17 protein-coding genes are annotated in these 18331 nt (G+C 38.2%); 15 read left to right on the top strand and 2 right to left on the bottom strand.

Going from position 1 to position 18331, the window contains the following annotated elements; translation table 11 throughout:
- Window positions 1–27: 27 nt before the first annotated feature.
- Together pyrE and FZC41_RS06930 are read left to right on the top strand one after the other, a co-directional pair.
- On the top strand, window positions 28–603 hold the full coding sequence (pyrE, locus tag FZC41_RS06935; RefSeq protein ID WP_148566671.1) for an orotate phosphoribosyltransferase: 576 nt from the start codon (window positions 28–30) through the stop codon (window positions 601–603).
- A gap of 26 nt (window positions 604–629) precedes the next feature.
- Window positions 630–1151, top strand: coding sequence for a type 1 glutamine amidotransferase domain-containing protein (locus FZC41_RS06930; RefSeq protein WP_148566670.1), 522 nt, complete (start codon window positions 630–632; stop codon window positions 1149–1151).
- Window positions 1152–1369: 218 nt separating this feature from the next.
- Here the strand turns inward: FZC41_RS06930 and FZC41_RS06925 are convergent, their stop codons facing one another.
- Complete coding sequence (locus FZC41_RS06925; RefSeq protein ID WP_148566669.1) at window positions 1370–2107, bottom strand: MerR family transcriptional regulator; 738 nt, start codon at window positions 2105–2107, stop codon at window positions 1370–1372.
- Between the two features lie 158 nt (window positions 2108–2265).
- Here FZC41_RS06925 and FZC41_RS17260 point away from each other — a divergent pair, with 158 nt between their 5' ends.
- Window positions 2266–2439, top strand: coding sequence for a hypothetical protein (locus tag FZC41_RS17260; RefSeq protein ID WP_170253888.1), 174 nt, complete (start codon window positions 2266–2268; stop codon window positions 2437–2439).
- A gap of 64 nt (window positions 2440–2503) precedes the next feature.
- On the opposite strand, the gene FZC41_RS06920 is transcribed toward FZC41_RS17260, so the two are convergent.
- The gene (locus FZC41_RS06920; RefSeq protein WP_148566668.1) at window positions 2504–3259 is read right to left on the bottom strand and encodes a peptidylprolyl isomerase; all 756 of its coding nucleotides are present in this window, start codon (window positions 3257–3259) and stop codon (window positions 2504–2506) included.
- A gap of 259 nt (window positions 3260–3518) precedes the next feature.
- On the opposite strand from FZC41_RS06920, the gene FZC41_RS06915 reads away from it, so the two are divergent.
- The 12 genes from FZC41_RS06915 to nth all read left to right on the top strand — a co-directional run bounded on the left by FZC41_RS06915 (window position 3519) and on the right by nth (window position 18283).
- Window positions 3519–3932, top strand: a complete 414-nt coding sequence (locus FZC41_RS06915; RefSeq protein WP_243136668.1) for a MarR family winged helix-turn-helix transcriptional regulator — start codon at window positions 3519–3521, stop codon at window positions 3930–3932.
- A 36-nt stretch (window positions 3933–3968) separates the two neighbouring features.
- A complete protein-coding gene (gene lon / locus FZC41_RS06910; protein WP_148566666.1) occupies window positions 3969–6356 on the top strand; it encodes an endopeptidase La in 2388 nt (795 codons plus the stop codon).
- A gap of 122 nt (window positions 6357–6478) precedes the next feature.
- A complete protein-coding gene (gene mutL, locus FZC41_RS06905; protein ID WP_243136667.1) occupies window positions 6479–8509 on the top strand; it encodes a DNA mismatch repair endonuclease MutL in 2031 nt (676 codons plus the stop codon).
- Entirely contained in the window at window positions 8510–9460 is a 951-nt protein-coding gene (gene miaA / locus FZC41_RS06900) for a tRNA (adenosine(37)-N6)-dimethylallyltransferase MiaA (RefSeq protein ID WP_148566664.1), read from the top strand.
- 31 nt (window positions 9461–9491) lie between these two features.
- Complete coding sequence (locus FZC41_RS06895) at window positions 9492–10796, top strand: methionine gamma-lyase family protein (protein WP_148566663.1); 1305 nt, start codon at window positions 9492–9494, stop codon at window positions 10794–10796.
- Window positions 10797–10840: 44 nt separating this feature from the next.
- Complete coding sequence (locus FZC41_RS06890; protein ID WP_148566662.1) at window positions 10841–11443, top strand: DUF896 domain-containing protein; 603 nt, start codon at window positions 10841–10843, stop codon at window positions 11441–11443.
- Window positions 11444–11462: 19 nt separating this feature from the next.
- Entirely contained in the window at window positions 11463–12896 is a 1434-nt protein-coding gene (locus FZC41_RS06885) for an aminopeptidase (protein WP_148566661.1), read from the top strand.
- A gap of 234 nt (window positions 12897–13130) precedes the next feature.
- On the top strand, window positions 13131–13838 hold the full coding sequence (gene radC / locus FZC41_RS06880) for a RadC family protein (RefSeq protein ID WP_148566660.1): 708 nt from the start codon (window positions 13131–13133) through the stop codon (window positions 13836–13838).
- 245 nt (window positions 13839–14083) lie between these two features.
- Complete coding sequence (locus FZC41_RS06875) at window positions 14084–15013, top strand: RluA family pseudouridine synthase (protein WP_148566659.1); 930 nt, start codon at window positions 14084–14086, stop codon at window positions 15011–15013.
- A 13-nt stretch (window positions 15014–15026) separates the two neighbouring features.
- Window positions 15027–17297: a transglycosylase domain-containing protein gene (locus FZC41_RS06870; RefSeq protein ID WP_148566658.1), complete on the top strand. Its 2271-nt coding sequence runs from the start codon at window positions 15027–15029 to the stop codon at window positions 17295–17297.
- Window positions 17294–17641: a cupin domain-containing protein gene (locus FZC41_RS06865; RefSeq protein WP_148566657.1), complete on the top strand. Its 348-nt coding sequence runs from the start codon at window positions 17294–17296 to the stop codon at window positions 17639–17641. The genes FZC41_RS06870 and FZC41_RS06865 overlap by 4 nt, the downstream gene beginning before the upstream one ends.
- The gene (nth, locus tag FZC41_RS06860; RefSeq protein WP_148566656.1) at window positions 17642–18283 is read left to right on the top strand and encodes an endonuclease III; all 642 of its coding nucleotides are present in this window, start codon (window positions 17642–17644) and stop codon (window positions 18281–18283) included. It abuts the gene before it with no gap.
- Window positions 18284–18331: the final 48 nt, after the last annotated feature.

Raw genomic sequence — 18331 nt, 5'->3', positions numbered from 1 at the left:
ATTAAAATATAGAATTGAGGAAATAGGATGAGTCAAGAAATATTGGAAATATTAAAAGAAACGGATGCGTTTTTAGAAGGGCATTTTTTATTATCCTCCGGTAAACACAGCGATCAGTATGTGCAATGTGCAAAAGTGCTGCGTTTCCCGGATAAAGCTGCTAAGGTGTTGGCACCAGTGGTGGAACAGCTAAAAACGTTAGATATCGATAAGGTGGTTGGGCCAGCCATGGGCGGGGTCATTGTTTCTTATGAAATTGGCCGACAGCTGGGAAAAGAATCCATTTTCACAGAACGTAAAGATGGCGAAATGCAACTGCGAAGAGGCTTTGAGATCAAACCCGGTGAAAAAGTGATTATCACCGAAGATGTTGTAACCACCGGAAAATCAACCATTGAAACGAAGAAAGTACTGGAAGCTTTGGGTGCTGAAGTATTGGGGGTTGCCTGTATCGCTGATCGTCGGGCCCCGGGAGTTGAAATAGACATGCCGATTTATTCTTCAATTAAGCTTGAAATCACGGCATGGGATGCAAAAGATTGTCCGGTTTGCAAAGCCGGAAAAATACAACTGGTTAAACCCGGCTCCAGAGGAAATGCCTAACAGATAAAAATGATCGGAGGAACGATATGGAAAGCAAAAAGATTATCGCATTGATCAGCAATGATTTTGAAGATCTTGAATTAATGTACCCGGTGCTTCGTTTACGCGAAGAAGGCGTCACTGTTCATGTTGTGGGAGAAACGGCAGGTAAAAAGTATGTCGGCAAATACGGAGTGCCCTGCATCTCAGATTATTCCTTTACCGATATTAATCCAGCGGATTACGACGGTATTTTGGTACCTGGAGGATGGGCACCTGATGCGTTAAGACGTTTTCCCGTCGTTCTGGATATGATTCGAAACATGGATGATCGAAAACGGGTGATTGGCGAGATTTGCCACGCCGGATGGGTTCTCATTTCGGCGGGAATACTAAAAGGCATCAATGTAACCAGTACCCCGGGCATCAGGGATGATATGAGAAATGCCGGAGCCATTTGGCATGATGTGCCATCCATTATTGATGGTCACATTGTTTCAAGTCGACGTCCTCCTGATCTGCCTGAATATATGAAGGATTATATTAAAATCTTAAAAGAACAAAACTAACAATTGGTCAGTATGAATATTTAATGATCACAATATAGGGTTAAGTGAAATAATCATGTCTTTTTATTTCACTTAACCCTTTATAATTTCCCAAGGTTACTAATCGTTCATTGATACACTTTGAAATAAATACCTGAACGGGGTCCAATCTCATCGATGCCAGAAAAATTGCAATAACGAGCAATCATTTTAGATTTAGCCGCTACCTTTTTTTTATATTATTTTGATGTGTAAATAGCGATGGCATTACTCATAAATTGAGCTAAGCCTTCACCGTGTTCATCAATGTTTTTTTTGAAACGTTCATCACAAACGTACATCATGCCAAGTCCGGAAAGAATTTCCTTCGTGCAGTCATAATAATGATTGCTGATGTGTTGTTGCCATTTAGCGACTAATTCCTGAACTTCGGGATTTTCTGGTGATTTATTCATGTTATTAATAAAGTCAGTGTAGATGTTTTCAGCTTCATTGTGAATTTCTTCCCAATTTTCAGGGGTATAGTGGTTGGTTTTGTTTTCGTACTGAGTATACGCCTGGGAATTTCCCCAACGTTCTTTTACTTCGTTTTCATACGTTATTTTCATCTCTTCAATTTTTTTCATATCAAATGGTTCAAAATTCATGTTGTTTTCTCCTTTTGTTTTTTTGTCTAATAAATTAATAAGGTTGTCCAAACGATCTCGCTTTAGCAAAAGAAGGTTTCGCTGTTTTGTAAAGGATTCAATTTGATCATAATTTGGATCTGAAAGAATATGTTTTATTTCCTGGATTGAAAAATCCAGTTCTCTAAGAAAAAGAATATTCTGCAATTTTTTAAGATTGTCTTCATCATAATATCGATAATTGTTTTGAGAAATCTCGCTGGGAATAAGAATTCCTTCGCTGTGATAATAGTGAAGGGTGCGCACACTAGCTCCGGTGAGATTTGAAACTTCTTTTACAGTCATTTTCATTTGATGACCTCCTTACAAGATCAATAATAAACTATTACTTAAGGTAAGAGTCAAGTGATTAATAAAAAATAAATTGAAATTAAAATAGTAGGTTGAATTTAGAAGAAGTGGGTATATAATAAAATTATAAGGAAAACTAAAATTAGGAGGAAAAAAGAATGTGCTGTCATAAAAAAGAAGAAAATCAGAGTGAAGAGAGCCAGTGTTGTTTTATTGCTCACAAAGAAAAAATTGTTCCATGTGTGTTGGGGGTTTTTGCAGCACTCTTTATGATTGCCGGTTTTATTTTAGGTCATAAATTTTTGTGTAAAAAAGAGTCGGACGAGATTTAAAAAATACGAAAAATAGGTTTTGCAATAAACGGGAACTGTCTTGAAGAACAGTTCCCGTTTTTAATTATATTCCCATTTCCATAGTTACTGGATATTTTTGTTTGAGTTCATCAACTTTGCCAATAAAGGCTCTGTTTTGTTTTTCACGCAGCAAAAAATTGCGTACATTTTCTTTTACAGAATCATAGGGAATGGTCTGTGATGTTTTTCGATCGGTCAGTTTAATGATGTGGTATCCAAATTGAGTTTGTACAGGAACTTCTGTCATTTCATCGATTTCTAAGGCAAAAGCAGCGGCTTCAAATTCTGGAACCATTTGACCTTTTGAAAAATAATTTAAATCCCCGCCGTTGTCGCTGGAAGGACAAGTCGAAAATTCTTTAGCGGCGGCTTCAAAGGATTTCCCGTTTTTAATTTCTTCAATAATGTCAATTGCTTGTTGTTCGGCCGGCAGAAGGATATGGCTTGCACGAATACTATCGGGTGCGATGAATTGGGTCGGATTTTCATTGTAGAATTTTTGAACTTCTTCATCTTGAACGCTAACATCCGACATAAATTGAGCAATCATATGTGTTTTTAAGAGCTTTTCTTCAGCATCAATGAGCATTTTTTTAAATTCTTCGCTTTCATCAGCTTTTTCTTCTTTACCTTCTAAATAAAAAAGTTCTTGGGCGATGAGTTCTTCTAATAACTGTCGACGTCCTTCATGAGACGTGAACTGATTTGCCTGTTCCTGGGGTAATTGTTTGATTAAGGCATCTAAATCCGAGGTGTAAATTGTTTTACTACCTACGGTAGCTAAAGGGGTTTTTTCCATAATTATCTCCTTGAAAATTAATTTATTTAATAAAGATCATAGCCTTTTCAATGTTTTTTGTCAATATATAGATGAGTAAATGCTTATTATGGAAAAATGCAATATAAAATGTCCGAGAACATCAATTCAAATAGAAAATTAAAGAAAACTTAATTAATTAAAATAGATAGCTCTCTTCTTGACAATTGTCAGTAAGAGAGCTATACTTCTATCAAGTAGTTAGGTTAAATCTAACTAATAAAATCAGTTGGGTGATATTATGGCATGTAAGAAAAATGAATTATTTCAGGCCTATCAAAAATTGCTTCAGATGGAGGCGGACTTTCATGAAGATGAAGAAGGTCAGGCACGAGATATAACAATCAAACAGGTATATTATCTGCGAATCATCGATCAGAATTATCGGGTAACGTTTAGTCAGCTGGCTCAGGAAACGCAAAATTCAAAACCGACGATTACTGAATTAATCGGAAAATTCATTTCAATGGGATGTGTTTATCGAGAACGTTCTCCAGAGGATGGCAGGGTGTATTTTATTTATTTAACACCTAAAGGCAAATCCATTGCAAGAGCTGAAGAAAAAACACATGTACGCTTAGTTGAGCGAATTACAAATAGTCTTACAGATGAAGAACTGGATCAATTTATCACTTTACTAAATAAAATCCTTTAAAATAAAACATAAGGTTAGAGGATTAGGAGGAAAAAAATGAACGTACTAGAAATCAAAAACGCACCATTAATCCCGATTACAGAGACTGTAATTTATCCTGGAATTAGCACCCGGATTTTTGTGAACGATGATATCGGAAACAATATCAAAGAACTTATCGTCAAGAATAATACATTAGCTATCGGGTTGTCAACAAAAGATTACAAAGGATTAGTTCAATTAACGGCGGATTCTTTTTTTCGAATCGGTGTGCTGATGAAATTTGATAATATACAGAAATCGGATACTGGGTTCGTCATTGATATTACGACAATTAATCGTGTAAAAATATATGACTTTACTTTTGAAGAAAAACAAATTACAGCATCCTATAGCGATCAAGAAGACATTATGGATATCACTGAAGCTGAACAGCAAGAGATGATTCTATACATCAAAGGTCTAATGAAGGATTTAAGCAACAAATTTAAAGGGGCTGAATACTTTATAAGCATTTTAGAAGGATTGCCGTCATTAGAAGAACTAATGGGATATACCGTTCCCATGATGGGCATTCCATTAAAAAGCAAACAGGATTTATTGGAAATTGATTCCATCAAAGAACGCACCCTTAATTTTATTGATTATATTGTACGAGAAAAAGATTCCGTGCATCTGCAATTAGAAATCAGTAAAAAGTACTCTCAAAGAAAAGACAAATCCTATCGTGAAGCAATGCTTCGGGAACAGCTTAAAAATATAAAAGCAGAACTCGGAGAAATGGATGGGGATGTTGAAGAAGATGAGGATTATCGGACTCACGTACTGGAATCGGATATGCCTGAAGATGTAAAGAAAATTGCGCTAAAAGAAGTGCACAAGCTGGAAAATACTCCTCCCAATAGCGGAGAGGGTAATGTGATCATGAATTATCTTGATTTATTGCTTGAAATGCCGTGGGTAAGTGAAAAGAAAGAAATTGATATCGAACATGCCCGAAAAGTTCTGGATTCGCATCATTATGGAATTGATGATGTGAAGAAAAGAATCATTGAACATCTTGCGGTTATGAAATTAAAAGAAGACAAACAGGGTTCAATTCTTCTGTTAGTGGGACCTCCGGGAACGGGTAAAACAAGTTTGGGGAAAAGCATTGCCGAGGCAATTGACCGAAAATATGTAAGAGCCAGCTTAGGCGGTGTTCGTGATGAAGCTGAGATACGTGGGCATCGAAAAACATATTTAGGAGCAATGCCGGGACGAATTATTAAAGGAATTTGTAATGCCGAAGCCAAAAACCCAGTTTTTGTTCTGGATGAAATAGATAAAATGGGAATATCAAATCAAGGTGATCCAGGGGCAGCGTTGCTGGAAGTTTTAGATCCAGAGCAAAACAATTCGTTTTCAGATCATTATTTAGAAATTCCTTATGATTTATCAGATGTGTTTTTCATAGCCACAGCAAATGATTTAAGCACCATACCGGCTCCTCTTTTGGACCGTGCCGAAATCATAGAGTTGTCGAGTTACACAAATGGAGAGAAAAAGCGTATTGCCATTGATCACCTGTTGCCAAAAGTATTGGAAGAGCATGGATTAACCGATCAAATGCTTCAAATTGAAGAAACAGCCATTGAAGCGATTATTGAAAACTATACAGCGGAAGCTGGAGTGCGAGGGTTAACAAAGCAATTAGCAAAAATCTCTCGGTTTGTTTCAGAAAAAATTGTATCAAAAACAGCTGAGTTGCCATTTATTGTAACGACCGAAAATCTTAGCGATGTTTTGGGAAATAAAACAAGACGACATGAAAAAGCAGGAGAAAATAACAAGCCGGGAGTGGTTACCGGGATGGCGTGGACAACCGTGGGTGGAGAAATTCTCTTTATAGAAGCCAGTCTAATGCCAGGCAGTGGGAAACTGACACTTACAGGTCAACTGGGAGATGTTATGCAGGAAAGTGCTACCATTGCAATGAGCCTTATTCGTTCTCATTTAGGAGAACTAGCCAATGGATTTGATTATTTTAAATACGATACTCATATTCATGTGCCTTCGGGATCAACGCCGAAAGACGGGCCTTCCGCCGGAGTGGCTTTGACAACGGCTCTGGCATCGCTTATTTTAGGAAAACAGGTCGATTCTAAGCTTTCTATGACGGGAGAAATTACCCTTAGCGGTCAAGTGCTTCCGGTTGGTGGAATTAAAGAAAAAGTCATTGCTGCACAACGCAGTGGGATCAAAACGATTCTTTTACCAAAAGACAATGAAAGAGATGTCCCTGATATTCCGGATGAAGTGCGAAATGAATTGACATTTAAGTATGTTTCAAGCATTGAAGATGTTTTTAAAGAAGCACTGGGTATCGAACTGCCTGAACCTAAGCTTGTTTTAAATCGACCGAACATGGAACCGAAAAGTCAATTAAACATGCTGAAAAAATAAAACAGTAAAAGTAAAAATGAAAACAGGAGTTGTCAATTGATGGCTCCTGTTTTTTATTTTTAGTATTAGGGTATATCGACGGTGTTATTTTCTTATGCTATAATAAATTTATGAAAATTAAAATGTTAAACAATGAGACAATCAATAAAATTGCTGCCGGTGAGGTTATTATCCGACCTGTTTCGGTGGTTAAGGAATTAGTTGAAAATGCAATTGATGCCGGAGCAAATCACATCTCGGTGATGATCGAAGCCGGAGGAAAAAATCAAATTGTAATCAGAGACAATGGCTGCGGGATTGCTTATAATGAAATACCTTTAGCTTTCAAACGGCATGCGACCAGTAAATTAACAACCATTGATGATTTGGAAACCATCAATTCACTGGGATTTCGGGGGGAAGCATTGTCCAGTGTTTCGGCAGTGGCCAGAGTACAAGTGACAACCCGAAATGAAAATGAGGAAGTGGGAAGTTTTACTTCTTTTGAAGGCGGAATGCTTATTAATCAACGGGTGTGTTCTTATAACCAGGGGACGGAAATAAAAGTTTGGGATCTTTTTTATAATACGCCGGCACGAAGAAAACATATGGAAAAGGATAAAAAAGAAGAAGGTTTAATTCGAAATTTAATGAATAAAATTGCATTGTCACATCCGAATATTGCATTTCAGGTAAAGTGTAACGGGCGTTCTGTTTTAGATACACCGGGTTCAGGAAAAGTAATCGATGTTGTAAATGTGCTATATGGGTGGGAAGAGGGGAACAATCTGATTGCCGTTGATTATGAAAACAGTCCCATGAAACTGGGTGGTTTCATCGGTAATCTTAAGATGATGCGAAATCACCGCGAGGATCAAATATTTTTTATCAACGGACGTTATATCAAGAATCCTCAATTAGCTCAGGCTTTGGATGAGGCCTACATGGGTTACACCATGAAGCACCAACATCCTTTTGGTATTATTTTTATAGAACTTCCTGGCAGAATGCTCGATATTAATATCCATCCCGCCAAAACTGAAATAAAAATATTAAATGAAAGTTTAATTTGTCTGTTATTTAAACAGGGAATACGGGAAACTTTGCGCGGAGCAAATTTAGTGGTGAATATTGGGGATGGAAAAGAACAGCTTTCAGAAAAAGAAATGACACAAATTATCAATAAGATAGAAATAGACAAAAAAATAGAAAATTCGAGTGCTGATATTATCAAAAAGAAGACAAAAAATGATCAGTGTTCCCCCGATAGGGATAAAATGCAAAAACAGACTGGATCAAATTTCAATGACCGGATGATAAAAATCGAAGAAAAAGCTCAGGTTCATATTGCCCAAATAGATCCAATCGTAACGAATGCTAAAGACGTCAGTTATCGATTAAAAAATGACTCCAGCAAAGCCGCTAAAGATCAAGAAATTTTGAATGAAAATGAGCTGCTTTTGATCGAAGCGAAGATCGATCAAAAAAACAGCGAAAGTGTATTTGAAAAAACCAAGGCGTTTATAGTCAGGGATCAAGCGCCGACCATTAAAAAGGAGAAACTTCCGGATTTGCAAAAAATGAAAATTGTCGGACAATTGTTCAATGGTTATATCCTTTTAGAAGGAATAAAAGAGATTTATCTGATTGATCAGCATGCTGCCCATGAAGCTTTTCTCACTCAAGAGTTGGCAGGACTTTTTGAAAGGGGCGGTTTAATACCAAGCCAGGGGCTGGTAACACCGATTCCCGTTAAAATAAGGCCCAAAGATTTAGACGGAGTAAGAAATGCCTTGGCATTCTATAAAAAGATAGGTTATGAATGCGATGTCTTTGGTGAAGATAGTTTACTGGTTCGCAGTGTGCCGGTACTAATGGGTGAACCGCAAACCGTTGAGTTACTAAAAAGTGCAATTGATGAGAATTTATGCGATACGGATGAAGAATATTCTGGCTCAGATAATGTGGTTTCACTTAGAATAAAGAATAAATTAATCAGTATGGCATGTAAAGCGGCTATAAAGGGTGGACAACCACTTACGCAGGCAGAAATTCAGCAACTGTTGACAGATTTGATGCGATTGGACAACCCCTTTACCTGCCCGCATGGCCGACCCATTATCACGCGGCTAAAGGAATATGAATTAATGAAGTTATTTAAACGGGTGATATGAATGGCTATTAATAAACCGAGAATTCTTGTCTTGGCTGGACCGACAGCAAGCGGTAAGACGGCCCTGGGAGTGGCACTTGCAAAAAAACTAAATGGTGAAATCATTTCGGCTGATTCCATGCAGATCTATAAATACATGACGATTGGAACGGCAAAAGTAACGACTGAAGAAATGCAGGGCGTGCCCCATTATCTGGTGGATTGTGTTTCACCGGATGAGGAGTTTAGCGTTGCAAAATTTAAAAAAGCGGCATTAAAAGCCATCGAGACTATTTTCGGAAGGGGAAAACTTCCCATTATCGTCGGCGGAACGGGCTTGTATATCAATAGTCTGACGCTGCCATGGGATTTTCAGAAAAATGATGGCAATGAAGAAATTAGGCTAAGATTGAGGGCAGAAGCAGAAATGTTAGGCCGGGAAACTCTATACCAGCGTTTAAAGAGCGTGGATCCGATCACTGCAGAAACTGTCCATCCTAATAATTTAAATCGAGTCATCCGGGCATTGGAAATTTATGAAATTAACGGAAAGCCGAAATCATATTTTGACGAAAAAACAAAAACGCAGGAAATTCCATATGATTATGTGATGATTGGTTTGAAATGGCCGAGAGAAGTATTGTACGATCGAATTAATCGACGTATTGATCTGATGATTGAGAATGGTTTAATTGAAGAAACTCAAATGCTTCTCGATCGTGGATATAAGTGGAACCTAACGGCACTTAAGGCCATCGGTTACAAGGAATTAGGACCTTATCTTCGGGGAGAAGCATCTATGGAAGAGGCAGTAACCATCTTAAAACGGGATTCCCGTCATTATGCAAAAAGACAAATGACCTGGTTTCGCAAGGATGAACGCATTCACTGGATTGAAATGAGTGAAGATAAGAAAATCGAAATGCTTCTGGAAGAGTGCCTCGCGGTGATCGCTTCACAGATTAGCGAATAGTAACAAAGAAAAAAAGAAAGTGAGTATTTTTTTGATTAAAAGAAAAGACATTAAAGATTATTTAGAAAAAGATTTTAATATCTCGCAAGAAGTGATTGATTTTGTTGAAAAAATTGAAAATGAAATTGTAGAGCCATTAAATGATTTGAATTTAACGGCGGAATTTCATCAATACCGTGTTATTAAGGCCATGCAGCGGGCGGGATTGAGTGAACGGCATTTTTCCGTAGCCACTGGATATGGATATGATGATATCGGCCGGGAAGTTGTCGAAAAAATATATGCAGATGTTTTTGGAGCAGAAGATGCCTTGGTTCGGCCACATATTTCTTCCGGAACACATGCCATTTCCCTGGCACTTTACGGTGTTCTGAGACCGGGAGATCATTTATTGGCGATAACAGGGTCTCCTTATGATACCATCCGGTCGGTAATCGGGTTAGAAGATAAATATCAGGGACTCGGTACCATTAAAGAATATGGAGTAACCTATGATCAGGTGGAATTACTGGAGGATGGAAGCTTTGATGAGGAAGCGATTTTAACGGCAATTGCCCCCAATACGAAAATGATTTATCTGCAACGTTCCACCGGATATAGTTGGAGAAAAGCGGTAACGCTTGATGCAATGGAAAAAATGATCAAGAAAATACGGGCAGTTAAGTCAGAAGTGGTGGTCTTTGTAGATAACTGCTATGGTGAATTTTTAGATCGTGTTGAGCCGGTATCGATCGGTGCAGATCTCATTGCCGGTTCATTAATAAAAAATCCAGGCGGGGGGCTGGCTCCGACTGGCGGTTACGTTGCCGGTCGTTCAGATCTTGTCCACTTGGCAGCGTGTCGCTTGTCGGCCCCTGGAATTGCCAGGGAAACGGGAGCTACCTTGGGAATCAATCGAACCTTGCTGCAGGGATTGTTTTTGGCACCGACAGTTGTTGCCCAGGCGATTAAATCGGCAATATTATTGGCGGCATGCTATAAAAAACTTGGCTTCGAGGTTTGTCCGGAGGTGACCGATTATCGCAGTGATATTATTCAAAGTGTGCGTTTGAACACCGGCGAAGGGATTAAAATATTTTGCCGGGCGATTCAAGAGGCAGCCCCAGTAGACAGTCACTTAACACCGGAACCATGGAATATGCCAGGATATGCGGATCCCATTATTATGGCAGCAGGAGCATTTATTCAAGGATCTTCCATTGAACTTTCAGCTGATGCACCCATGCGGGAACCTTACATTGTTTATTTTCAGGGTGGCTTAACGCATTATCATGGGAAATTGGGAATCTTATTAAGTTTGCAAAGATTATGTGATAAAAAAATAATTATAATATGATTAGAATCAGTTTTTAATGGTATAATTTAGAAAGGATACAATTTATGATAACTAAGGAAAAAATTGAGCGAATTAATACTCTCGCAAATAAAAAAAAGACAATGGCGTTAACTGAAGAAGAACGAATAGAGCAACAATCTCTTCGAGCTGAATATCTTCAGGCGGTTAGAAAAAACTTTCGAGATCAATTAGATACAATTATAATTGTGGATGAACCACAATGTGATAAAAATAAAGGAGGAACTAAAATGGAAAAAGATGATAACAAGCGGATTTATAAAAATGCCCAAGATGCAGCGATGAAGCAAAAAGGCGAAGCCGGCGGTGAAGATTCAAGTTATTACGTAGCTGAAGAAGCGGGAGAGAAAAACAAAACAAATATCCATGAAGTTATGGCGGGCCCAAAAGATGAAGCTGAAAAAGAAGAATCCTTTAAAAAGGAATCTCCTCAAAAAAGTGTTTCACTAAAAGAAGAGCATTCAGAGCGGATTTATGAAAATGCCCAGGATGCAGCGATGAAGCAAAAGGGTGAAGCTGGCGGTGAAGATTTGAGTTATCACGTGGCTGAAGAAGCAGGAGAAAAAAATAAAACAAATATCCATGAAGTTATGGCAGGCTCAAATGATGAAACAAACAAAGCAGACTAGTTAGGGAGAATACAGAGTGATGAGTACTGAGGAAAAAGAAAAAACACCAGGAATATTGCTGCAGGAACAGCTGACAAAAAAATGGGAAATTGCATGGAATGATTTAGATGAAGAGGAAACGCATAAAATGAAGGTAATCAGTGATGAGTACCTTTCATACCTGACAAGTGGAAAAACCGAACGGCAATGTGTGGAAATCAGTATAAAAATGGCAGAGAAAGCTGGATTTAAACCACTGGATGATTACAAAAAAAGTGGTAAAATTATAGCTGGTGATAAAATTTATATGGTGCACAAGGGAAAAACGATCGTATTATTTATTGCTGGTACAGACTCGATTGAAAACGGCATGGCTATTGTAGGCGCTCATATTGATGCGCCCCGTTTGGATTTAAAACCCACACCTCTTTATGAAAGTGATGATATGGCTTTTTTCAAGACCCATTACTATGGCGGCATAAAAAAATATCATTGGGTTACCATACCGTTGGCAATGCATGGAACGGTGGTTAAAAAAGATGGGGAAACCATTAATCTTTCGATCGGTGAAGCACTGACGGATCCTGTTTTTTGTATCACTGATTTATTACCCCATCTATCTCAGGAGCAAAATGCAAAAAAAATGAATGAAGGCATAACCGGAGAAGGATTGAATATTATCGTTGGAAGTCAGCCTTATAAGGAGAAGGATCTTAAAGAAGGTGTGAAGCTAAATATTTTAAATATTCTTCACGAAAAATATGGTATGGTAGAGGAAGATTTTGCAACAGCAGAATTAGAAGTCGTTCCGGCAGGAGCTGCGCGTAATGTGGGCTTTGATGAAAGTTTGGTGGGCAGTTACGGTCAGGATGATCGAATCTGCGCATATACAGCACTCAAGGCAATACTTGAACGTGATAATCCTAAACGAACACTTTGTGTTATTCTAGCAGATAAAGAAGAAATCGGGAGCTGCGGAAATACCGGTATGCATTCTCTCTTTTTTGAAAATTCTGTTGCAGAAATGATTGATCTTATGAATATTGAGAAACCAGAAATGGTGGTTCGGCGTTGTTTAATGAATTCAGAAATGCTTTCTGCAGATGTTACGGCTGGTGTCGATCCGAATTTTTCAGGAACACACGATAAGAATAATGCACCGTATATTGGAAAAGGAATTGTCCTTTCGAAATATGGCGGATCGCGTGGTAAATCCGGTTCAAATGACGCTCATGCAGAGTTTATGGGAAAAATGAGAAAAACATTGGATAATGCAGGTGTGGTTTGGCAAATGGGTGAACTTGGCCGCGTGGATCTTGGCGGCGGAGGGACCATCGCCTATATATTAGCAAAATATGGTATGGATGTGCTGGATTGCGGGCCCGCTTTATTAAGTATGCATGCACCCTTTGAATTGGCATCAAAAGTCGATGTGTATATGTGTTATAAAGGATATAAAGCATTTTTGGTTTAATTCCTAATAATGATTACAAGTAAAATCATAATTACGTCGCAATTGAAATATTAGATGATAGTTTTACCTTCTGTGTGGGATGCTCGTTAAAGAGTTTCCCACTTTTTTATTTCAGTGAACTTTTTTGAGAAGGTATGACACATAAATTTTCTTAATGAGAATTTTAGGAAACTTGTGTAAAATAGTTAAGTAATCTGGTAGGATGTGAATAATATTAATATTAGGAGGCTCACATTGAAAGAAAAGTCTGTCAGTCACGCTTCTCTTAAAGAAATGCCAGAGGATGAGCGACCTCAAGAAAAAATGATACAATTTGGTGCAAAAAGTTTAAGTAATGCGGAACTGCTGGCTATTATTATACGTACGGGTACTCGAGAAGCAACTTCGATAGAAGTTGGCCGAAAGATCATGCAGTATTTAGACAATGATCTATCATATTTTCATCAAGTGGATATTCTGGAATTACAAAGAAATCCAAATTTAGCAGGAATTGGCATCGTCAAAGCCTGCCAAATTAAAGCAGCGATTGAGCTGGGCCTTCGAATGAAACAAAAGGATATCGTTGATGTTAAAATCACAACGCCTCAGGATATTGCAGATTTATTAATGGAAGAAATGCAGTACTTAAAACAGGAGTGCTTTAAGATTATTCTTTTAGATACAAAAAATAAAGTTATAAAAATTGAGGGCATCAGTATGGGGATACTCAATGCTTCCCTGGTTCATCCCCGGGAAGTCTTTGTTAAAGCAATCAGGCAACACTCGGCAGCGATTGTTTTGGCCCATAATCATCCATCAGGGGATCCAGAACCAAGTGTGGAAGACAAAAATATTACCAAAAGATTATGCGATGCCGGTGAGTTGTTGGGAATTCCTGTTTTGGATCATATTGTTATTGGGCGAGGAACCTATTTAAGCTTTAAACAGGAAAAACTGATTTAATCAAATAAAAGTGATATATGATGAAATATTTCTAATGAAATTTTTATTTTTTAGGGTATAATGTAGATTGTGATTTTATTTATTATTTAGAACTTTATTTGCGTAAGCAGTCGCCAAATGGATGCTTGCACTCACTTGGTGATTGCTTATGAACGAAGAGAAACTTGCAAAGCATGTTTCTTGTGGCTTAAAGCTGGCTTTTCAACAAATTATTTAGCAATTATAGTTCACCTGATCATCAAACAATTCACCAGGGAGGTATCGTTATCGGTCTTGTTTATAAGTACCCTATTTTAGAAATCCATGAAGAATTATTACGTGAAGAATTAGTTAAGCGTTATAGTTACTCCAGTCGATTAATTCGAGAAATTAAAAGAATTGGAAAAATTAGTTTGAATGGCAAAGAGTGTCAGCTTGGTGAAAAAATTAAAGCCGGGGACACTGTTGAAATTCAAATGCCTTGTGAAGCAATTGATGGGGAACCTGTATTAGGACAATTAGATATTGTATACGAAGATGATGAATTGTTAGTCATTAATAAACCAGCCTTTTGTGTGACACATCCGACTAAAAGTCATCAGTTGGATACTTTAGCAAATTATATTAGCTATTATTGGATGAACAGTGGTGTATCTGCAAAAATTCGTTTTATAAACCGGCTGGATCGGGATACGACTGGGGTTGTAGCAATTGCAAAAAATAAATACGTTCACCATTATGTGCAAAAACAAATGAATGCGGGAAGTGTGAAAAAAGTGTATTATGCTTTTGTTAATGGAAAGCTTCCGAGTAAAGAAGGGATTATTGATGCACCGATTGGACAACCTTTTGAAAATAGTATTCAACGAGTTGTAATGAATAAGGGAAAACCATCAATCACCCACTACAAAGTGCTTGAGGAGTATAATCAGGCATCTTTGGTAGAAGTGATTTTAGAAACCGGAAGAACCCATCAAATACGGGTTCATCTGCATCATATCGGCAATCCGATTATCGGAGATCCTTTATATAATTGTGATGGAAATGAAAAAGAAAAACAATTTGGAATGTCACATCAAGCACTTCATGCAAAATCGCTTAATTTATCTTTACCTATGAAGAAGCATTTGTATGTTCAAGCGGATCTGAATAATGAGTTGAAAGACCTTAGAAATCGTCTAAAAGAATATAAATAGAAAAGGTGAAAGAATGAGCGAAAAACAAACAAAAGGTATAAAAAGACGTAAAAAGAAAAAACACATATGGGTCAAAATATTAGTTGTTTTTTTAGTTTTAGCAGTTTTGGCAGTGGGTGTTTGCTATTCGATTTATGCTGCCAATCGGGTAGATATATCAGACTATACATACCAGATAAAAGATAAAACAGAAGTTTATTCTGCCGATAATGCAGTTATTGCAGAATTATACACAGAAAATCGAACCAATGTAACAATTGATCAAATACCGGTACAACTGCAACAGGCATTGATTTCGGTAGAAGATTCCCGCTTTTATGACCATTTTGGCATTGATATTTATGGGATCGTGCGTGCTTTCTTTGCAAACCTTGTTACTCATAACGCTGGTGAAGGTGCCAGTACCATTACTCAGCAGCTGGCGAGAGTATTGTTTCTACCAGATATAGCGACAGAGCAAACCTTTAGTCAGTCTCTTGTTCGAAAAATGAAGGAAATATCAATTGCCCTTCAATTAGAACAAAAATATACAAAACAGCAAATCTTGGAAATGTATTTTAATGAATATTATTTCGGCTCTGGGGCCTATGGTATCCAAGAAGCCTCTGAGACATATTTCAACAAACCTGTTTCAGAAGTAAATCTTGCTGAGGCGGCAATGCTTGCAGGCCTGCCGCAGGCACCGAGTGCATATGCACCCAATACTAATTTTGAAGCTGCAAAAAAACGTCAGCTTGAAGTTCTAGCCCGAATGGTTAAAGAAAAATACATTACTCAGGCAGAATCTGATGCAGCAGCGGCTACAGAATTAACGATTAGAGATCCAGAAACTTTAAATACGGATAATCAAATTGTTGATGGATATGAAGCATTTGTTGGCAAGGCATTGGATGAGTATGCTGAGACAAAAGCATCATCCGTTATGCAGGAACGTGGTATTACAAAAGATCAGGCGCTTGACTATATTAAAGAGACGATCGCTAGCGGAGGCTATCGTATTTATACAACGATTAATTCAAAGGCCCAGACTGATGCCATTGACAGCTTGACCTCTGGATTAGAGGGATACGGCTTAGATAATGAAACAGGTGCAGTCGTAACCCTTGATTTAGATGGGAGTGTTGTCGCCTATTATGGGGGAAATACCCAGATCGATATGGCCGATACCCCAAGACAGCCGGGATCCAATATTAAACCACTTTTTTATTCGGGTGCTATGGAGGCAGGATTAATCACGCCGTCAACGACTATCTTGGATGCTTACGTCGATTTTAATGGATATGCCCCCCATAACTATGATTACGGCTATCATGGGAATGTTACGGTTAGATCAGCTTTAGTTAACTCTTATAATATTCCGGCTGTTAAAATATTTAATATGTTCGGCGTTGACAATTCTATTTCTTTTATGCAAAAAATGGGAATTTCAACGTTTGAAGATGATGATTACAATCTGGCAACGGCCCTTGGCGGAATGACTTATGGAATAAAACCATATGAAATGGCTGCGGCTTTCAATATTTTCAATAATGGAGGGGTGTATAATCAACCCTATTGCATTAAAAAAATTGACCAAATTAATGGGACTGAAATCTATACAAAAGCTGATGCTAAACTGGCAACGCGTAAGGTTATGACAGATACTACAGCGACCAATATGATGAGTATTCTAACCGATGAGGTATCCTATGGTACCGGGAGTGGAGCAGCGCAGATTTATCCAACGGCAGGGAAGACCGGTACGACGAATGATGATAAAGATTTATGGTTTACTGGGATAACAGGAAATTTGACGACAACAGTATGGCTTGGAAGTCCAGATAATTACGTCATTGGTGGAGGAAGTTATATGTCAGCCACAATATACGGAAGTTATTTAAGACAGATCATTAATCAGGATTTGTTGACAACGACAACTATAGATCGTACTTCAGAAGAAGATGTGAAGAGCAGTACTTCATCGACGACGGATTCAACAACAACGACGCCGACAACGACAACAACGACGCCGACAACGACAACAACGACGCCGACAACAACAACGACGCCAAAAACACCGACAACGACGGATCCAACGACACCAACGACGGATCCAACGACGCCGACGACGGATCCAACGACACCAACGACGGATCCAACGACGCCGACGACGGATCCAACGACACCAACGACCGACCCGACAACGCCGACAACACCGACAACACCGACAACGCCGACAACACCAACAACGCCAACAACACCGACAACGAACTCCAATAATGACACAAAGAAAGGAGACCAATGATTGTTAATAAAAATGCTAGGGAAATTGAAGTAAAAAAAAATATGCGCGATGGTAAGGGCGAAATTGAAATCACCCATGTCTTGAAAAATGAAAATTTAGGTAAAAATGCTCGCCTATATGCTGAAATAATAATCAAACCAGGAGATTCCATCGGAAATCATCAACATATTGATGAAAAGGAAATATTCTATTTTCTAAGTGGAAGTGGAATTGTGACAGATAATGAGGAACAAATTAAGGTAGTGCCTGGGGATGTGATGGTAACTCCAGACAAAAGCTTTCACAGTGTAATAAATAACGGAACGGAGAATTTGGTTTTTATGGCCTTGATTCTGCATGATTAAATGACGAAGAAGAATAGAGAACAAGTCTTAGCCACATTAGAAAGCCTTTACGGGCTGGAAAAATGTGGCTTGGATTTTGATACGCCCTTTGAGTTGTTGATTGCAACCATCCTTTCGGCTCAATGTACAGATGTGCGCGTTAATATTGTGACAAAAGATCTGTTCCGTTGTTACAATACACCTAAAACGATTTTATTGCTCGGCGAAAAAGGATTGCTTGAAAAAATAAAATCATGTGGTTTGTCAAATATAAAAGCAAAGAATATCATTTTAACATGTGATCGTCTTTTAAGTGAATATGATGGGATTGTTCCCAAAAGTATGGATGAATTAATATCATTGCCAGGAGTTGGACGTAAAACAGCCAATGTGGTTATGAGCAATGCATTTGATATTCCGGCAATTGCCGTTGACACACATGTGTTTCGTGTTTCAAAGCGTATTGGTTTAGCAAAGGGAAAAACGGTTTTAGAAGTCGAAAAAGAATTGATGAAAAATATTCCCAGAGAACAGTGGTCACATGCGCATCACTGGTTAATATGGCATGGAAGAAGATGCTGTGTTGCACGTAATCCAAAATGTGCTGAATGTAAGCTGCAGACGCTATGTGATTATGGTAAGCAGTATTTGAAAGAAGCATAATTTTGAAACAATTATTTCTTGTGTTTTCCTTAAGAATGGTTTATGATA

It is taken from the genome of Acetobacterium paludosum (genome assembly GCF_008086595.1).
Lineage (GTDB): Bacteria > Bacillota > Clostridia > Eubacteriales > Eubacteriaceae > Acetobacterium > Acetobacterium paludosum.
Note: the sequence above shows the minus strand (reverse complement) of the source record. Positions and strands in the feature narration are given on the sequence as shown.

Coding starts and splice junctions, on each gene's coding strand:
- FZC41_RS17260 (WP_170253888.1), top strand. CDS start 2,266: ATGTGCTGTCATAAAAAAGAAGAAAATCAGAGTGAAGAGAGCCAGTGT.
- FZC41_RS06925 (WP_148566669.1), bottom strand. CDS start 2,107: ATGAAAATGACTGTAAAAGAAGTTTCAAATCTCACCGGAGCTAGTGTG.
- FZC41_RS06915 (WP_243136668.1), top strand. CDS start 3,519: ATGGCATGTAAGAAAAATGAATTATTTCAGGCCTATCAAAAATTGCTT.
- FZC41_RS06890 (WP_148566662.1), top strand. CDS start 10,841: ATGATAACTAAGGAAAAAATTGAGCGAATTAATACTCTCGCAAATAAA.
- lon (WP_148566666.1), top strand. CDS start 3,969: ATGAACGTACTAGAAATCAAAAACGCACCATTAATCCCGATTACAGAG.
- miaA (WP_148566664.1), top strand. CDS start 8,510: ATGGCTATTAATAAACCGAGAATTCTTGTCTTGGCTGGACCGACAGCA.
- FZC41_RS06885 (WP_148566661.1), top strand. CDS start 11,463: ATGAGTACTGAGGAAAAAGAAAAAACACCAGGAATATTGCTGCAGGAA.
- FZC41_RS06865 (WP_148566657.1), top strand. CDS start 17,294: ATGATTGTTAATAAAAATGCTAGGGAAATTGAAGTAAAAAAAAATATG.
- pyrE (WP_148566671.1), top strand. CDS start 28: ATGAGTCAAGAAATATTGGAAATATTAAAAGAAACGGATGCGTTTTTA.
- FZC41_RS06930 (WP_148566670.1), top strand. CDS start 630: ATGGAAAGCAAAAAGATTATCGCATTGATCAGCAATGATTTTGAAGAT.
- mutL (WP_243136667.1), top strand. CDS start 6,479: ATGTTAAACAATGAGACAATCAATAAAATTGCTGCCGGTGAGGTTATT.
- nth (WP_148566656.1), top strand. CDS start 17,642: ATGACGAAGAAGAATAGAGAACAAGTCTTAGCCACATTAGAAAGCCTT.
- FZC41_RS06920 (WP_148566668.1), bottom strand. CDS start 3,259: ATGGAAAAAACCCCTTTAGCTACCGTAGGTAGTAAAACAATTTACACC.
- FZC41_RS06870 (WP_148566658.1), top strand. CDS start 15,027: ATGAGCGAAAAACAAACAAAAGGTATAAAAAGACGTAAAAAGAAAAAA.